This window comes from Wolbachia endosymbiont (group B) of Pilophorus perplexus (assembly GCF_964028155.1).
Lineage (GTDB): Bacteria > Pseudomonadota > Alphaproteobacteria > Rickettsiales > Anaplasmataceae > Wolbachia.
The window spans coordinates 1,194,433-1,211,218 of record NZ_OZ034754.1; the positions used below are offsets into that span (position 1 = coordinate 1,194,433).

13 protein-coding genes and 1 pseudogene are annotated in these 16,786 nt (G+C 36.8%); 10 read left to right on the forward strand and 4 right to left on the reverse strand.

What is annotated here, in order from left to right:
• Window positions 1-30: 30 nt before the first annotated feature.
• Window positions 31-3,201 carry an isoleucine--tRNA ligase gene (gene ileS, locus ABWU28_RS05895; protein ID WP_353275139.1) on the reverse strand — a complete coding sequence of 1,057 codons (3,171 nt, stop codon included), beginning with the start codon at window positions 3,199-3,201 and terminating at the stop codon, window positions 31-33.
• A gap of 138 nt (window positions 3,202-3,339) precedes the next feature.
• Here ileS and ABWU28_RS05900 point away from each other — a divergent pair, with 138 nt between their 5' ends.
• Window positions 3,340-3,573 carry a hypothetical protein gene (locus tag ABWU28_RS05900; RefSeq protein WP_246485242.1) on the forward strand — a complete coding sequence of 78 codons (234 nt, stop codon included), beginning with the start codon at window positions 3,340-3,342 and terminating at the stop codon, window positions 3,571-3,573.
• Between the two features lie 64 nt (window positions 3,574-3,637).
• Here ABWU28_RS05900 and miaB read toward each other — a convergent pair whose 3' ends face one another.
• On the reverse strand, window positions 3,638-4,960 hold the full coding sequence (miaB, locus tag ABWU28_RS05905) for a tRNA (N6-isopentenyl adenosine(37)-C2)-methylthiotransferase MiaB (RefSeq protein ID WP_264376610.1): 1,323 nt from the start codon (window positions 4,958-4,960) through the stop codon (window positions 3,638-3,640).
• A gap of 665 nt (window positions 4,961-5,625) precedes the next feature.
• Between miaB and recJ the strand changes: the two genes are divergently transcribed.
• Window positions 5,626-7,365 (forward strand): single-stranded-DNA-specific exonuclease RecJ, encoded by a 1,740-nt coding sequence (gene recJ / locus ABWU28_RS05910; RefSeq protein WP_052264813.1) that lies wholly within the window; start codon window positions 5,626-5,628, stop codon window positions 7,363-7,365.
• Window positions 7,366-7,383: 18 nt separating this feature from the next.
• Here the strand turns inward: recJ and ABWU28_RS05915 are convergent, their stop codons facing one another.
• A complete protein-coding gene (locus ABWU28_RS05915) occupies window positions 7,384-8,556 on the reverse strand; it encodes an NADH-quinone oxidoreductase subunit D (RefSeq protein WP_007302054.1) in 1,173 nt (390 codons plus the stop codon).
• A gap of 265 nt (window positions 8,557-8,821) precedes the next feature.
• Between ABWU28_RS05915 and ABWU28_RS05920 the strand changes: the two genes are divergently transcribed.
• From ABWU28_RS05920 to ABWU28_RS05940, 5 genes and pseudogenes are all read left to right on the forward strand, one after another.
• The gene (locus ABWU28_RS05920; protein WP_007302055.1) at window positions 8,822-9,343 is read left to right on the forward strand and encodes a cytochrome b; all 522 of its coding nucleotides are present in this window, start codon (window positions 8,822-8,824) and stop codon (window positions 9,341-9,343) included.
• Window positions 9,344-9,348: 5 nt separating this feature from the next.
• Window positions 9,349-10,341: pseudogene (locus ABWU28_RS05925) on the forward strand (NAD(P)H-dependent flavin oxidoreductase); the annotation flags it as partial.
• A 452-nt stretch (window positions 10,342-10,793) separates the two neighbouring features.
• Window positions 10,794-10,937, forward strand: a complete 144-nt coding sequence (locus ABWU28_RS05930) for a hypothetical protein (RefSeq protein ID WP_019236827.1) — start codon at window positions 10,794-10,796, stop codon at window positions 10,935-10,937.
• Window positions 10,938-10,974: 37 nt separating this feature from the next.
• The gene (ltrA, locus tag ABWU28_RS05935) at window positions 10,975-12,522 is read left to right on the forward strand and encodes a group II intron reverse transcriptase/maturase (protein WP_019236826.1); all 1,548 of its coding nucleotides are present in this window, start codon (window positions 10,975-10,977) and stop codon (window positions 12,520-12,522) included.
• 125 nt (window positions 12,523-12,647) lie between these two features.
• Complete coding sequence (locus ABWU28_RS05940) at window positions 12,648-12,977, forward strand: P44/Msp2 family outer membrane protein (RefSeq protein ID WP_353275727.1); 330 nt, start codon at window positions 12,648-12,650, stop codon at window positions 12,975-12,977.
• Window positions 12,978-12,987: 10 nt separating this feature from the next.
• Here the strand turns inward: ABWU28_RS05940 and ABWU28_RS05945 are convergent, their stop codons facing one another.
• Window positions 12,988-14,310, reverse strand: coding sequence for a malic enzyme-like NAD(P)-binding protein (locus ABWU28_RS05945; RefSeq protein ID WP_082241867.1), 1,323 nt, complete (start codon window positions 14,308-14,310; stop codon window positions 12,988-12,990).
• A gap of 121 nt (window positions 14,311-14,431) precedes the next feature.
• Here ABWU28_RS05945 and pgsA point away from each other — a divergent pair, with 121 nt between their 5' ends.
• The 3 genes from pgsA (at window position 14,432) to bamD (ending at window position 16,784) form a co-directional block, all read left to right on the forward strand.
• Window positions 14,432-14,974 (forward strand): CDP-diacylglycerol--glycerol-3-phosphate 3-phosphatidyltransferase, encoded by a 543-nt coding sequence (gene pgsA / locus ABWU28_RS05950; protein WP_006012406.1) that lies wholly within the window; start codon window positions 14,432-14,434, stop codon window positions 14,972-14,974.
• A 99-nt stretch (window positions 14,975-15,073) separates the two neighbouring features.
• Complete coding sequence (locus ABWU28_RS05955; RefSeq protein ID WP_007302576.1) at window positions 15,074-16,030, forward strand: hypothetical protein; 957 nt, start codon at window positions 15,074-15,076, stop codon at window positions 16,028-16,030.
• Window positions 16,031-16,097: 67 nt separating this feature from the next.
• Window positions 16,098-16,784, forward strand: coding sequence for an outer membrane protein assembly factor BamD (gene bamD / locus ABWU28_RS05960; RefSeq protein WP_007302577.1), 687 nt, complete (start codon window positions 16,098-16,100; stop codon window positions 16,782-16,784).
• Window positions 16,785-16,786 lie beyond the last annotated feature (2 nt).

Sequence of the window (16,786 nt, forward strand, 5' to 3'; positions counted from 1 at the left end):
TAAGGTAATTTAAGTATAGCATAAACATTACTAACTTTGCAACTTTATTAACTTAATACCAACTGTCAAACCTTGGTATTCCTTAGAATAGAAATCGGCCTCGATCTCTTTATTAGTGTCCAAAGATAAGGCAAGGGTCTGCTCTTTTATATACTCATCCCACCTGTTTATTGCCTCTTTAACTTTCTCATCTTCTGCTTTGATTATTACTCTGATTCTATCTGATATATGGAAATCAGCCTGCTTTCTAGTTTCTTGAATAAGCCTCACAACATCTCTTGCGAGTCCTTCTAGAATTAGTTCGTCATTGAGCTCAGTGCTCAGAATAACAACCCCTTTATTGTCATCAAATACAGAAGAATATTCACTGTTTGCTTTTAACAATAGTTCATATTCACCTTTTTCTATAGTATAGTTCTCTGTTTCATCCCCCAGAAATATTTGCTCATTCTCAATTTGCTTCCACTTTTCTTCTTTGACATATTGAACTAGTTTCTTGATTTTATCTGGAATCTTCTTACCAAGTAGCGGAAAATTTAGTTTTAGCTCTAGTGACGCAACTTCTTTCAACTCACTTACTATTTCTAGTTCTTTTACATTCACCTCATCTCTTATTATCTCTTGATATTCATTTTCAAGGAAATCGCAGGAAGACCTATGATAAATGGTCATACTGCCAAGTGGCTGCCTGATGCGCATGTTAAACGTATTTCTGATGGATAATGCAGAGTTACATATCTCTCTTACCAAATCCATCTTGGCAATGAGTTCACTGTCATATCTATCTGATTGTGGAAAATCAGCCAAATGAACAGATGTTTCTTTGTACTGAAGCCCTTGCCATATAGTCTCTGTTATGAGTGGCAACAAAGGAGCTGCAGCTCGAAGCATGTAATAAAAAACTGTGTACAGAACATTATAAGCGTCGGTTTTATCTTGATCTAAGTCACTTTTCCAAAAACGCTCGCGACTGCGACGAATATACCAATTATTTAGCACTTCAAAAAAATCTGTCAAGATTTTGCAAGCTTCCTGAGAGTTATAGTTGTTCATAGAAGCTCGCATACCTTCCACAGCTTCAAAACATTTTGAAATCATGTAGCAATCAATAGTATTCTGATAATGCCTACAAATCTCAGCTTTAATTCCATCTGCATTTGCATACATAGTAAAAAAGTGATAACTGTTCCAAATAGGTTTTATTACGTTTTTCAGAACATCACGCACTAAATTTCCTTCTTTGTCGAGTAGTAAATTACCACCGCAGACAATGGAACCAGACAGCATAAGAAAACGCAGCGCATCAGAACCATATTTGTCAAACACTTCCATTGGGTCCGCATAATTATTCAGACGTTTGGATAATTTCTGCCCTTTCACATCAAGAACCACACCGTGGCATATGCAGTTCTTAAATGGCTCACTGTCAAATAAAGCAGTGGAAAGCACAAAAAGCGTATAGAACCATCCTCTTGTTTGTGCTATATATTCAGTGATAAAATCCGCAGGGAAATTTTTCTCGAACCATTCTTTATTTTCAAACGGATAGTGAACTTGCGCGAACGGCATCGAGCCAGACTCAAACCAACAATCAAACACATCAGGCACACGACGCATAACTGATTTTCCTGTTGGATCATCAGGATTTGGTCTCGTCAAAGTATCGATAAACGGTCTGTGCAAGTCATCTATCTTAACATTAAAGTCTCGCTCTAGTTCTGCTATTGAGCCATACACATCCACTCTTGGATATTTTGCATCGTCTGATTTCCACACAGGAATTGGAGTACCCCAGAATCGATTGCGTGAAATAGACCAGTCGTGCGCTCCTTCAAGCCATTTTCCAAATTGACCATCTCTTATATGATTTGGCATCCAATTAACTCTCTTATTTAGCTCTGTCATTCTTCCCTTAAACTTTGTCACAGCAACATACCAAGAAGGCATAGTGCGGTAGATTAAAGGAGTGTCAGTTCTCCAGCAGTGTGGATAATTGTGAATATATTGCTCAGTTTTAAACCAGCTCCCCTGCCTTTTTAATTTCTTGATTACTGTATCATTGGCATCAAAAACATGAACTCCTGCCAAATCTGAAACTTCAGTAGTAAATTTTCCAGCGTTATCAACTGGACAAACAGCTCGAATATCATGGCTTTGGCAAAGGTAAAAATCTTCTTCACCAAATCCAGGAGCAGTGTGCACAACACCAGTACCATCTTCTCCTGTAACATAATCAGCAATGAAAACACGGAACGCATTCTTTGTATCTTTAAAGTAATCAAACAGTGGTTTATAGGAAAGACCTGCAAGATCACTCGCTTTAAGTTTTGTATTACAGTTTTCATATTGAATATTGCTTTGTTCACAGTGGCTGACAAATTTCTCTAAATAACTTTCAGCAAAGATGCAGACTTCACCATTTACTAACACCATACAATACTCAATATCCTCCCCTACTGCCAGTGCAAGATTGCTCGGCAACGTCCAAGGCGTTGTAGTCCAAGCAAGTAATCTACATTTTTGTTTAAATTGCTTTGGATTTTCTAAAAGTTCAAAAGCAACAGTTACAGCTTTGCTAATTTTTTCTCTATATGCATTATCAAGCCTTGTTTCAAAATTAGAGAGTGGAGTTTCGCACGCCCAGCTATAGGGAACAACGCGTATTGATTCATACACCAGACCTTTATCATAAAGCTGCTTAAATGCCCACATGACCGACTCCATGAATGACTTATCCATAGTCTTATAGTCATTGTGAAAATCTACCCATCTTGCTTGTCTATTTACATACCTCTCCCATTCTGATGAAAATTTCATCACAGAAGTACGGCAATGATTATTGAATTTTTCAATGCCAAATTTCTCTATCTCAGTTCTACCAGATATTCTAAGTTCCTTTTCCGCGCCCATCTCAGCCGGTAGCCCATGGCAATCCCAACCAAATCTGCGTTCAACCCTTTTTTGCAGCATAGTTTGATATCTTGCAAATGCATCTTTTATAAAACCAGTAAGCAAGTGTCCGTAATGCGGAAGTCCATTTGCAAACGGAGGCCCATCATAAAATACAAAACAATGATCCTTGGAACGTTTCTCGACTGACTGCTCAAAAATTTTATTTTCCTGCCAAAATTTTATGATTTCCTTTTCTAGCAATGAAAAATCAGGACTGCTGCTTGTATCAGGATAATACTTCATATTCATTTTAACTGGATAAAATCAAAGAATATAGAGCTTTCTGGAAAATTACAAATTCAAAAACTCTGTTTCTATAAACATAGATAGGTATTGACATTATTATACAGCATATTAATAAATCAGACTTATTTACTTAAGTTAAAGATGAATAAAGACAATAGAAGTTGGCCTTATCAGAAATTTCATGATGCTAACAAAAATAATAGTAAAAGCAGCTTTGTTTGGGAATCAGTTTCCTATGAATATAATAATTCTGGAAAGATTAAAAAGGTACACTATAAGTGGGAAAAGAAAAAAAATCCCGCAAATCTATTATATCAAGTCTCATATGATTGCGTAACAGAGAGTTGTAGTCCCTTAAGGATTAAATCTAGATAGCTTATAAACTTATAAAAACACACAAAGTGCTTCTACATGAGACCATGGGAACACTTTTCTCTAATTAGGCAGCGCATCCCAACAAACTATTTTGCCTAGCTTCCAATATCCTTACATTTACTATTTTATTTTTGTATTTGTCGTCAGGATCATCAACGCATACTGATTGGATGTATGGGCTTTTACCAATAATTTGATTTTGGTGTTTACCTTTTTTATCACTGAATAGAACAGGAATAGTTTTTCCTATCATACTCTGATTAAATTCAAGTTGTTGCTTGCTAATTAATTCCTGTAAACGAAGAAGACGCTCTGTTTTAACCTCTTCTGGTACTTGATCTTTTCTTTCCGCCCCTGGCGTTCCTGGCCTTGGGCTATATTTAAAACTATAAGCCTGAGCGTACTTTACTTTTTCTACTAACTTCATAGTTTCCTCAAAATCTTTTTCAGTTTCTCCAGGAAAACCAACAATAAAATCAGAAGAAAATTCGATTTCAGGTTTCAATTTGCGCAATCTGTCTATTATTCCCAAATATTCCTCTGCCGTGTGTTTTCTATTCATTGCATGCAATATTTTATTCGAACCTGACTGCACAGGTAGGTGAACAAACGGCATGAGTTTTGATTCCTCCGCATGTACCAAGTAGAGAGATTCGTGCATATCTCTTGGATGAGAAGTTGTGTAGCGGATTCTTTCTAGCTTTTCAATTTTAGCAATGTGACTAATTAATTTTCCTAAATCCCACACCTCTCCTTCGCACTCTCCATGATAAGCATTAACATTTTGACCGAGCAAATTGATTTCCCTTGCCCCATTTGCAACTAACTTCAATGTTTCACGGAATATTTCATTTACTGGTCGTGAATACTCAGCCCCGCGTGTATATGGTACCACACAAAACGTACAAAATTTATCACAACCTTCTTGTATGGCAAGAAACGCAGAAGACCCCTGGCTATTGCCATAGCATTCATCTGGCAATTTATCAAACTTCGCAACTTCTGGAAAATCAGTATTTATTACATGACCTTTACTTCTGCTTGCTTTGACTATCAGCTCCGGTAAAACAGCGATACTCTGCGGACCAACAACAATATCAACAAAAGGAGCCCTTCTGAACACTTCTTCTCCCTCTGCTTGCGCTACACATCCAGCCACCACTATGGTCATTTCCTTATTTTTTTGTGATGAATGGATTCTTCCAAGCTCTGAGTAAAGCTTTTCTGCTGCCTTTTCTCTAATATGACAAGTATTTAATATCACCAAATCAGCTTGTTCTGCATCACTAACAACGTTGAACCCTAAAGGCTTAACTATATTCTCCATTAAAATGGAGTCATAAACGTTCATCTGACAGCCGTAAGTTTTAATATATAGGCCTTTCATATTTAAAATTCTTCACACAAATTCTAGCAAATTATACGAAAAACTGAATTCTAGTACAACAGCCAATAAAGATTGCTTGACAAACCTTCTCGCTTTCCTTACTCTGACAGTAGGGGTATTTTAAGAGCTCAAAAATCTATCTCAGTCTGCAGACTTTTCAGTCAATTTTTCAAAAAAAACGTAGTGTATCTTCTTCAGCACGTGTTCAAATTCTGTTGTATATGCGCTGCATTTTCTTTCTAATTTTTCAGGAGGATTTTATGTCCAGAATTCCAGATACTTAACCTTTATTCTTAAGCTAAAAACCGATTGGTACCTATGGTTTTTATAAAGAAAGTGCAAAAAATACTTTAAAGAATATGAAATAAAGGTAGAAAAGGTTTGAGTAACCAAAAACTGTTTCCAGGCATAAATTTGTTATGTATACCAAAAAGTAATTACACTAATATAATATTCACACTCATATTCTAATATAGATATAATACTAATTAAAGAGCATGTTATGCAAGAAGAAGTATCAGATTTTACAGATGCTCTTTGTCAAAATAAATGTGATTCCTTTCGAGTGACACTCTCCTATATCTTTCTTTAGGTTATACAGAAGTCTAACACAATTATAGAACAAACGTAAAAGTTCTGGTAAAGTAGTTTTATTTACAAAAAATATGCTACTTGATATTGAAAAATGCAGCATAACAAATGCACTGTGGAAGTTACAAGAAGCAGATCAAAGGGAGATTTTTACTCTTATACAGAGATTTGAGTTGCCAGAAATATTAGCAAGAATATTAGTTGCTCGTGGTGTTAACATAGAAAATGCACATGACTTCTTACACCCACTAATCAGATCGCTATTACCAGATCCCTTTCACCTCCTTGATATGGATAAAGCTGTTTCTCACATAGTAAAAGCAATAAACAATAATGAGAATATTGCAATATTTGGTGATTACGATGTTGATGGTGCAACGTCATCAGCATTGATTAATAGGTACCTAAGAGCGATTGGGACACACTCTATAATCTATATTCCAGATCGTGTTGATGAGGGCTATGGATTGAACACAGATGCTTTATTACAACTTAAAAAGAATGGTATTGATTTATGTATTTCTGTTGATTGCGGTACGCTTGCATATCAACCAATAGAAGATGCAAAAGTCTTTGGACTTGATATTATAGTTGTCGACCATCACCTTGGAACAGAAAAATTACCAAGTGCTGTAGCAGTTGTTAATCCCAACCGCCTTGATGAGAGCTCTCCTTATAATAACTTAGCAGCAGTTGGAGTGTCATTTCTGCTAATTGTTGCTCTTAACAGAATCCTACGTGAGCAAGGATTTTTTACCAACAAAAAAGAACCAGATTTATTTGATCTACTGGATTTGGTTGCTCTTGGAACTGTTTGCGATGTTATGCAGATTACAGGCCTAAATAGGGCTTTTGTTTTACAAGGATTAAAAGTTATGTCAGCAAGAAAAAATGTTGGCTTACGTGTTTTGTTTGACGCTTTGGGAATCCTTGAAAAACCAAGTGTTTCACGATTAGGGTTTAGTATTGGGCCATGTATAAATGCCGGAGGAAGAATTGGAGAAGCATCGCTCGGTGCAAGGTTGCTTTCCACCGATGATGATGATGATGCACATTCAATCGCGCTAAAACTAATAGATTTGAATAATGCAAGAAAAATGCTAGAAAATGAGGCTATTTTGGAAGCCACAACACAAGCGGAAAATTTTGCCCACTTAGGTGTAAATTTTATAATGGTAAGTGGTAATTGGCACCAGGGAATAATTGGTATCATTGCATCAAGACTAAAAGAGCAGTTTCACTTACCAACGATAGTGATATCTTTAAACAATGGAATAGGAAAAGCAAGCTGCAGATCAATTTCTGGGGTAGATATTGGTGCTGCGGTTCTTTCTGCAAAATTTACCAACCTAATCATTGAAGGTGGTGGTCACAGTATGGCAGCAGGATTTTCGATTAAGGAAGATAAAATAAGTGATCTACATGATTTCTTTACTGAAAGATTTGCAAACTCTACAAATGACAAAATCATAAAAGCTGATGGTATAGTAACAGCTAAAGCAATAAACTTATCCCTTTGGAATCAACTGCAGCGCTTAGAGCCATTTGGAGCTGGCAATCCTGAACCGAGATTCATCATTCAAGGAGCAAAGATAAGAAAGCCGGAAGTTATAGGAGTTGACCATATAAAATGTTTTATTGCTGACGATAATGTTATGGTCAAAGCTATTGCGTTTCGCTGTGCAAATACTGAGCTTGGCTCTGCTATTATGCAGGGTAATGTTAAAGCCATTTTGGGTAAAATCTCTATGAATTACTGGAATGGCAATGAATTTGTGCAGTTTTTAATAGAGGATGTATTGACCATTAGTTGAGTTACTATTTTACAATAATTACCTATCAATCTCACCAAAGACTATGTCGAGTGAACCGATAATTGCTGCAATGTCAGCAAGCATGTGTCCTTTTGCCATGAAATCTAAGGCCTGTAAATGCGCAAAGCCAGGTGCTCTTATTCGACATCTATAAGGTCTATTGGTACCATCTGAAACTATATATACTCCAAACTCGCCTTTTGGCGCTTCAACAGCCACATAAGCCTCACCTTCTGGCACATGATATCCTTCTGAATAAAGCTTAAAATGATGAATCATAGCCTCCATGGATTCTTTCATTTCTGCTCTTGGCGGTGGAGAAATTTTTCTATCTTCAGTTTTTATTGGCCCTTCAGGCATTTTCTCTATGCATTGCTTCACCAAGCTAACAGACTGCCTAATCTCTGCCATTCTTACTAAATAACGATCATAACAGTCACCATTTTGGCCGATAGGTATATCAAAATCTAACTGATCATATATCTCATATGGCTGGCTTTTTCGCAAGTCCCAAGCAAGTCCAGCAGCACGGAGCATTGGTCCACTAAAGCCCCAATCAAGCGCCTGTTTTATTGATATTTCACTAATTCCTACAGTGCGTTGCTTCCATATCCTATTTTCCGTTAAAAGTTCATCAACATCATCTATATACTTTGGAAATTGCTCTATAAATTTTGCAATATCTTCAATCAAACCTTCTGGGATATCTGCTGCAAGTCCACCTGGCCTTATATAAGCTGCGTGAAATCTTGCACCTGAGGCCCTTTCATAGAACTCGAGTATTTTTTCTCTCTCTTCAAAGAGCCATAAAAGAGGAGTCATCGCCCCAACATCAAGTGCTTGAGAAGAGATATTTAGTAAATGATTTAGTATTCTTGTCAGCTCACAAAACAAAACACGCAAATATTTTGCTCTAATTGGAATTTCACATTGCAACAATTTCTCTACACACAACGAATATGCATGCTCTTGTGACATTGGCGACACATAATCAAGGCGGTCAAAATAAGGCAGAGCTTGAAGATATGTTTTATGTTCTATCAATTTTTCAGTGCCACGGTGCAAAAGCCCAATATGGGGGTCTGCTCTCTCGATCACTTCACCATCCATCTCTAAAACAAGTCGTAGCACCCCATGTGCAGCTGGGTGCTGAGGACCAAAATTTAGCATCATTGTCTTTAGATCAGGCATGCTTTGGTAGCTTAAGGTATTGGAATTGTATAGGGTAAAATGTGCTTAAAGTCAATAGGCTTCTTGTACAAGCTATAACTCATCGTTACAATAGAAAAACTCTCAAAAACTTCACCACTTCTTCATGATCTGATAGACAATGTTTATGTGTCACATACAATTATTGCACTTATGTTGATCAAGGCAGCGAAATTATGTATAGATAATTTTGATTGAGAAATAGTTTTTCTACTATATAAATTCTACTTTAGAGTAATCAAAATTAATGAAAGACAATAAATATAGTTTAGGTTTAAGGATCATTCATTGGTTAATGTCTGCTTTTATTATTGGCATGCTTTGTTCTGGACTATACATGAAAAATTTGCCGATTAGCAGTGAAATTAAATTCAGCATATACGCTGTTCATAAGGCTTGTGGTATCACCGTTCTTGGATTAATTATAGTACGTATATTTTTTCGCGTCTTTACTTATGTTCCGCCATTACCAGCCAATTTTTCTCGATTTGTAATCAATGCGAGCAAAACGATACACTTTGGTTTATATGCTTTGATGGTGCTAATGCCACTATCTGGTTATGTCATGTCTTCTGCTTCTAGCAAAGAGATCAAATATTTTTTTCATATCCCTTTATTAATTAACCATAATGCAGATCTAGCTAGTGCAGCTAATCAGTTACACTCGATACTTGCATATTTTATGATACTCTTTATAGCCTTGCATATAATTGGTGCTTTAAAACACACATTTATAGATAAACAAAACATTTTTAAACGTATGATATAGGTTATATGTTAAGTAGCCTCTGGAAAAAAGGAACAAATTTTCTCGGTAGTGAGTTTGCCATAATGGGTGGCGCTATGAGCTGGGTTTCAGAGAGAAATTTAGTTTCAGCAATCTCAAATGCTGGTGGATTTGGCGTGATTGCTTGCGGTGCAATGTTTCCAGACTTACTGAAAAAAGAAATCATAGAGACACAGAAATTAACTAACAAACCATTTGGTGTGAATCTAATTACTATGCACCCAAAGTTGAGTGAGTTGATAGATGTGTGCATTGAAACGAAAGTAAGCCATATAGTGCTTGCAGGTGGACTACCAACGAAGCCTAATATAGAAAAAATCAAGAGTGCGGGCATTGAAGTTATGTGTTTTGCACCAGCATTAAGCCTCGCGAAAAGGTTAGTAAAAATGGGAGTAGATGCGTTAATAATAGAAGGTATGGAAGCAGGAGGACATATCGGTCCTGTTAGCACTTCTGTTCTCGCACAGGAGATATTACCTCATTTTAAAAATGAGAAAACACCGGTGTTTGTTGCAGGTGGAATAGGAAGAGGCGAAATGATAGTGAACTACCTAGAAATGGGAGCAAGTGGCTGTCAAATAGGTACATTATTTGTCTGCACGAATGAGTCAATCGCTCACAAAAATTTTAAAGAAGTATTCATCAAATCAGCTGCGCGTAATGCTGTATCTTCTGTGCAGATTAGTGCTGATTTCCCTGTAATTCCAGTAAGAGCTATAGTTAACAAAGCAAGTGATGATTTTATGAAGCATCAAAGAGACATTATCGATAAATATCAAAATGGAAAGATCTCAAAAGAAAATGGGCAGCTTGAAATAGAAAAGTTCTGGGCTGGAGCTTTAAGAAGGGCAGTAATTGATGGAGATGTTGAAACAGGATCTTTAATGGCCGGTCAAAGTGTTGGCATGGTTGATAGAGAAAAGCCTGTAAAAGAAGTAATAGATATGCTAGTTCAACAGGCAAGCAATTATGTTGAAATGGTGCGACCTGAAAGTCTTCGGTCATATTGTTTAAAAGGAGAGGAATTCATTCAGAAAGAAACTGAAAGGATTCTAAAACTTATTAAACCAGATGTTTTGCCGTCTGAGTCTACGCATCAGTGCGAATCGGGCAACCGGTTGGTGCCAAGCGATGCGGACAATGAACCTCCTCTTGAAAAAGAAGATGCTCAATCGTGAGAGGGGCATAAACTGCAAGCATCATGTGGTTGGAGGGCTAGGCTAGTGGTATGGTGAACGTAAGTGAAGCTTTATAAGTACCGATACGATGAAAGAGCTAAAGATGCTGATAAGCTCTGACCAAAAGGTAATGTGGATAAGTTACATTTTTCATTTCTAGATGTACGCAAATAATAACTCCACCGGTATAGAGAAGCCACCTAACCCACTGTTGTATGACTGGAGAAACAGGGTAAGCCTGTATTTTCGCCTACATGGCAAGCAAACCGCAAGGAATGCTGATGGAAGTGCAGGTAAAGGAGAATGGAGAAAGCGAATGCCATTTTGTAACGAAATGGATAGAATTTGTAACATTAATTCGCGTGAAAACGAGCAGACTTCCATTTGGTCCCTCGTGACAAGAAACTTTGTTAACCACTTAAGGTAGGAAAGCAGATGATTACAAGTAAACCTGTAAGTGCATCTACCGAAAGCTTTGAAGCATGGAAGCAATTGCCATGGAAGAAATGCCAGAAAGTTATTGTGAGGCTACAAAGACGTATTGTTAAGGCTGTCCAAGAAGGAAGATGGGGTAAGGTAAAAGCTTTACAACATCTTCTCACACGCTCTTTTAGCGGAAAAGCTTTGGCTGTTAAGAGAGTAACTGAAAACCAAGGAAAAACCACAGCAGGTGTAGATCGTCAACTATGGTCAACTTGCAATGCTAAATTTCAAGGAATAAAGCTGTTAAAACAAAGAGGATATAAACCTTCTCCGCTCAAACGAATTTATATCAGTAAATCTAATGGCAAAAGAAGGCCTCTCGGTATACCCACGATAAAAGATAGAGCGATGCAAGCATTATATCTGTTTGCTCTGGAACCGATAGCTGAAACGATCAGTGATCGTCACTCCTATGGCTTTAGACCTAAAAGATCCTGCGCGGATGCTATTGCTGCTTGTCACTTATTACTGGCAAGACGCAATCGACCACAATGGATACTAGAAGGTGATATCAAAGGGTGCTTTGACAACATTAACCATGAATGGCTTATGAAGCATATTCCTATGGAAAAGAAAATTCTTCATAGATGGTTAAAAGCTGGTTTCCTAGAATCGAAAACTCTGTATCCCACAACTGCTGGCACTCCGCAAGGAAGTATAATTTCTCCAATACTAGCTAACTTTACCTTAGATGGTCTTGAACAGTTATTAGAAAGTCGCTTTGGTAAATTAGGTAGCAAAAGAAGAGGAAAAATCAGAAGTGGAGTGAATGTAATCAGGTACGCAGACGACTTTATTATTTCAGGTTTCACACATGAAGTACTGGAAAAGGAAGTTAAGCCTTTAGTATCATCTTTTCTTCATGAGCGAGGTTTAATTCTGTCAGAAGAGAAGACAAAGATTACATCTATTACAACAGGGTTTGACTTTCTTGGTTGTAATGTACGTAGATATAATAAGAAGTTAATTATTAAACCTTCGAAAGAAAGTATTAAAAGACTTCTTAATAAAGCACGTACATTGATAAAAGCAAATATAGCGAACACTCAGGCTATAGTAATTAAGTCACTCAACTCTCTACTGAGAGGATGGGGAAATTACTATCACCATGTGTGTGCTAAAAAAGCGTTTAGAAAGATCGACAATGAAATTTGGCATAGTTTATGGAAATGGGCAAAGAAAAGACATCCTCGTAAAGGATTACGTTGGATAAAGAATCGTTACTTCAAAGTAATGGGTCAACGCCAATGGGTTTTTGCTGCACCCATATGCAAGAACAAACCAAAAGAGATACGGTATTTAAGACTGCTTAAGCTGATTGATATACCTATCAGACGACATGTTAAAATCAGAGCGGATGCAAATCCCCTTGACTTAAAATGGAAAAAGTATTTTGATGAGAGAGTGAAACGAACAAGAATGTTAGCAAGCTCCTTTTCAAGAGAAGGTTCTCTACTGTTGGTGTCACCATTAAGAATGATGTTTCCTGAGGAATCATGAAGGACAAGCCGGTTCTAGAAAAGAAGAACTTAGATAAGGGGCTCAAGCGTAGTGTGGGGAAACCTGCATGCTGCGTTTCTAAGGGAGGGGGTAGTAGTAATACTGCTTCCTTACCTGACCTCTGCATTCCATATTTTGGAGTTGGTGCACGTGTAACTAAGGTTAAATTTTTAGGAAAAACCAGATATGCTTTGGCTTACCAAGCAAAGCTTGGTGTTAATTATCCACTTACAACAAACACTCAAGCGTTTGCTGGTTTACGCTATTTTGGTATTCTTGGTAACGAATTTAAAGGTATTCTGCCAGTAGCAAAGATACTAGCTGGCGAAAAATATATTCCTGCTGGTAAAAGCAATGAAGTTGATGAAACTGCACGTATGCAATCAACAACTACAACAATTACCAATAGGTTTGGCATATATGGCTTAGAGTTTGGATTGGTTTATCGCTTTTAAATTTATCCAATTACGTATGTGAAGACAATAAATTGAGCGTGCTGAGAGCCTTAGCGAGGCGAGATTTTAATTGACTTGCATACTCATTCCAGTCCTCTATTTCCTTTCTTGCCACACCTGAGGTAACGGCAGCTTTTGCAACAGCAGGAGATACCATAGAAATTAATCTTGGATCAAATGGAGTAGGTATTATATATTCACGTCCATAGCTCATTTTACGACCGCCATAGGCTGCAGATATCTCATTTGGCACTGGCTCACGGGCAAGCTTCGCTATTGCATCTGCAGCTGCAATTTTCATTTCTTCATTTATTGTCGTTGCATGTACATCAAGTGCTCCTCTGAATATATAAGGAAACCCCATTACGTTATTGACTTGGTTGTTATAGTCTGACCTACCAGTTGCAATTATTGCATCTGGCCTTACAGACTTTGCAAACTCAGGCCTTATTTCTGGATCAGGATTAGCAAGAGCAAAAATGATCGGGTCTTTACCCATGCTTTTTAACATCTCTTCGCTGAGCACATCCTTTGCAGAGAGTCCGATGAATACATCAGCGCCTTTTATGGCATCAAGTAGAGAACGTTCTTTAGTGTCAATTGCATATTTTTCCTTCCACTTATTCATGTCCTCTTTTCTGTCTTTGTGTATTACTCCTTGTTTGTCACATAGCACTATGTTCTTAGCGCCCATGGACTTTAGTATTTCCAAACACGCAATACCAGCTGCTCCAGCACCATTCATGATGATCTTGACATTCTCTAATTTCTTTTCAGCAATATCGAGGGCATTTTCTATACCAGCTGCAACAACTACTGCAGTGCCATGTTGATCATCGTGGAACACCGGAATATCCATCAACTCATTTAGACGTTTCTCTATTATAAAACAATCAGGAGATCTTATATCTTCTAGATTTATTCCCCCCCAACTTGGACCAAGATACCTTACTGCATTGATGAAATCTTCTATGTTTTCTGTGTCAACTTCTATATCAATTGCATCAATGTCAGCAAAACGCTTAAATAAAACAGCTTTGCCTTCCATGACGGGTTTTGAAGCAAGAGGACCGATATTGCCAAGTCCCAGCACTGCGGTGCCATTTGAAATGACAGCCACATAATTGCTTTTTGCCGTGTAATCATAAACAGCTTTAGGATTTTTAGCTATTGCAAGGCATGGGGCTGCAACACCAGGGGAATAAGCAAGTGATAGGTCATGCTGTGTGGATAAGGGTTTTGTTGGTATAACTGATACCTTACCAGGTTTACCACTTTTATTATGGTACTTAAGTGCTTCTTGTTTTGTGGTGTTATCTAAATCATTATTCATGCTTTGAGCTTATTGTTAGTAATTTCCTAAGTATATGGGGTTTTTATGAATGTTCAACTATTAGCTTGTGAACTCTATTGTACTTCTGTATAAATTTATCTACTACGTAGGGTGATGTGACATGCTTAAGAAAAACGTGCCTAATTTGCTAACAATTTCTCGTGCGCTCGCAATACCGGCAATAATATCAAGCTTTTATATAGAGAGTAAGTATGCAAGTCTAATAACAATATTGATCTTTATGTTTGCGTGCATTACAGATTTTTTTGATGGTTATTTAGCGCGTGCATGGAAAGTCCAATCGAATTTTGGCAAATTATTTGATCCAATTGCCGACAAGTTAGTAGTAGCTTCAACAATAATCATGCTAGTTTATAAGCATAAGATAGATGATATTACAATTATACCGTCAGTTATAATTGTTTGTAGGGAGATATTAGTTTCAGGCTTGCGGGAGTTCTTGATAGCTACAAACGTTAGTTTACCTGTGAGTAAGGCTGGGAAAATTAAAACATTTTTGCAGATGGTTGCTATAGTAGCGTTAATAATGAGTGATTATGAAGCAACTAAATATATAGGTGTGGTTTGCTTATGGGCTGCGGCTGTTATGACTATGTGGTCAGGCTATAATTACGTTCTAGCTGGCATCAAACAGATTGACTAAATTGCTTAAGAGTATACAAAGAAAGTTAATAATTTCATAACATTGACTTAGTAATTAAAATCCTATATAATGTATTAGTTCATAAGTTGGTCTGTTCATATGACTAGTATTACAGGCACTAAGTTTTTTTTAAAAAGATCCAAAGGTAAAAAAGGTGCTAAAATGGAAGATTTTTTCTGGGATTTTTGGCCAACAGTTGATGAAGAAGTCAGAAAAGAAAGAGAGGAAGAAAAAAGCAAAAAGCTCGAACAAGAACTATTAACACTAAAAAAAAGAGAGCTACATAGGAAATGTGTATCATTGGTAACAATGGTTCCATTTGCATTATTGATGGCAATTGAGCTCGAAAAAACATGTAGCGATCAGGTATTACTTGGCCTTATAAGCAGCTCATTAGGCCATACTATATTACCTTTCACAGTCTTATCCCTTATTTGCACGCTATATTTAATTTATAATAATAGAAAAATAGCACAAAAAGAACGAGAATTGGAGAATATTGAAAGTGGGAAAACAGTAGAAAAAGAAAAGAGAGACCTTCCTTGTACCGTTGATGATTACTTTAACTATGCTGATGCTGCTTTAGTTACATTAGTTATTGTGGCTAGCATAGTAGGTGAAGCATTGGAGCAAGGAATAATAGGAGACGTAGCTTTTTCAATTTCTAGTCTATTTTACTTTGTAGCGAGTGCTACTTTCTGCTATCGCGAGTACAAGAAAAGTAAAAAATATGAAGTAGAAAAAGAGCAAGACTTTGATGAGAAGTTTGAAAAAAAGACAAGCAATATGTCTTCAGCTAAGTTAATGCTCGCTGGTTCTTCTTTATTACTAATCAGGAAAATAATATTGATTTCTGGAGTAGCATTAGCATCATCTGCTGTTGGGCCTGCTTTAGGTCTGGTAGGTATTGCTCTTTTGATGGTAGGAAGTGGATTGATCACACATTCTTATAGTAGAAAGCTAGAGAACGTAGAAGTGAGTGGAAAGGGTGTTGCAATAGGTGGTGGTGCGAGCAATATAGGTAATGGTGGCCAAGAGACGCTTTTCGTTCGATGATAATGCCAAAAATTTGTTTATTTAGGTAATATTTAGTCTATACTTTATTTTGATCAAAAAAAATCTTATGTATAAGACTTTAATCATATGCTTTTTTCTTCTGACTTGCCCCTTCACGCAGTTATATGCGAATGATCTTGAACACACTGAAACTGAACTATATGAGGAGGCAGTTAAGCTTTATGATCAGAAAAAATATAAGCAAGCTATTAGAGCATTTCAAAAGATAGAGGATTTGTATCCTTTATCTTATTGGGCAATGAAAGCAAAATTATTATCTGGAGTTTCTTACTATAATATGGGTAACTACAGCAGTGCTGCAAGTGATATGGATGATTATATATACGTTTATCCAAATGGTGAAGATTTGCCATATGTATATTACTTAAGAGTATTATCTTATTACATGCAAATTAATAAAGTGCAGCTTGGGCAACAAATTGCATATAAAACTTTAGAGCTAGCTACTGAATATATTAATCTTTTTCCGAATAGCGAATATATAGAAGAGATCAAAGAAAAAGAAAAATTAATCACAGAACATATATCAAAAAAAGAGTATTCTATTGGTGAATTTTACCTAAAGCGTGGTGAATATTTAGCAGCAATTAAGCGTTTTCAAGATATGATAAGCAATAAAGATTCTAAATATTCTTCTAGAGTTATTAGTTATTTAATAACAGCTCACTTAGCTCTTGGCCTTGACTTAGAAGCTGAGCAGTATGAAAATATGTTAGTAGAAGGGGTGAATTAGTT

Coding starts and splice junctions, on each gene's coding strand:
- recJ (WP_052264813.1), top strand. CDS start 5,626: ATGCTACTTGATATTGAAAAATGCAGCATAACAAATGCACTGTGGAAG.
- ABWU28_RS05920 (WP_007302055.1), top strand. CDS start 8,822: ATGAAAGACAATAAATATAGTTTAGGTTTAAGGATCATTCATTGGTTA.
- ABWU28_RS05930 (WP_019236827.1), top strand. CDS start 10,794: ATGGCAAGCAAACCGCAAGGAATGCTGATGGAAGTGCAGGTAAAGGAG.
- ABWU28_RS05945 (WP_082241867.1), bottom strand. CDS start 14,310: ATGAATAATGATTTAGATAACACCACAAAACAAGAAGCACTTAAGTAC.
- ileS (WP_353275139.1), bottom strand. CDS start 3,201: ATGAATATGAAGTATTATCCTGATACAAGCAGCAGTCCTGATTTTTCA.
- ltrA (WP_019236826.1), top strand. CDS start 10,975: ATGATTACAAGTAAACCTGTAAGTGCATCTACCGAAAGCTTTGAAGCA.
- ABWU28_RS05915 (WP_007302054.1), bottom strand. CDS start 8,556: ATGCCTGATCTAAAGACAATGATGCTAAATTTTGGTCCTCAGCACCCA.
- ABWU28_RS05900 (WP_246485242.1), top strand. CDS start 3,340: ATGAATAAAGACAATAGAAGTTGGCCTTATCAGAAATTTCATGATGCT.
- miaB (WP_264376610.1), bottom strand. CDS start 4,960: ATGAAAGGCCTATATATTAAAACTTACGGCTGTCAGATGAACGTTTAT.
- bamD (WP_007302577.1), top strand. CDS start 16,098: ATGTATAAGACTTTAATCATATGCTTTTTTCTTCTGACTTGCCCCTTC.
- ABWU28_RS05955 (WP_007302576.1), top strand. CDS start 15,074: ATGACTAGTATTACAGGCACTAAGTTTTTTTTAAAAAGATCCAAAGGT.
- pgsA (WP_006012406.1), top strand. CDS start 14,432: ATGCTTAAGAAAAACGTGCCTAATTTGCTAACAATTTCTCGTGCGCTC.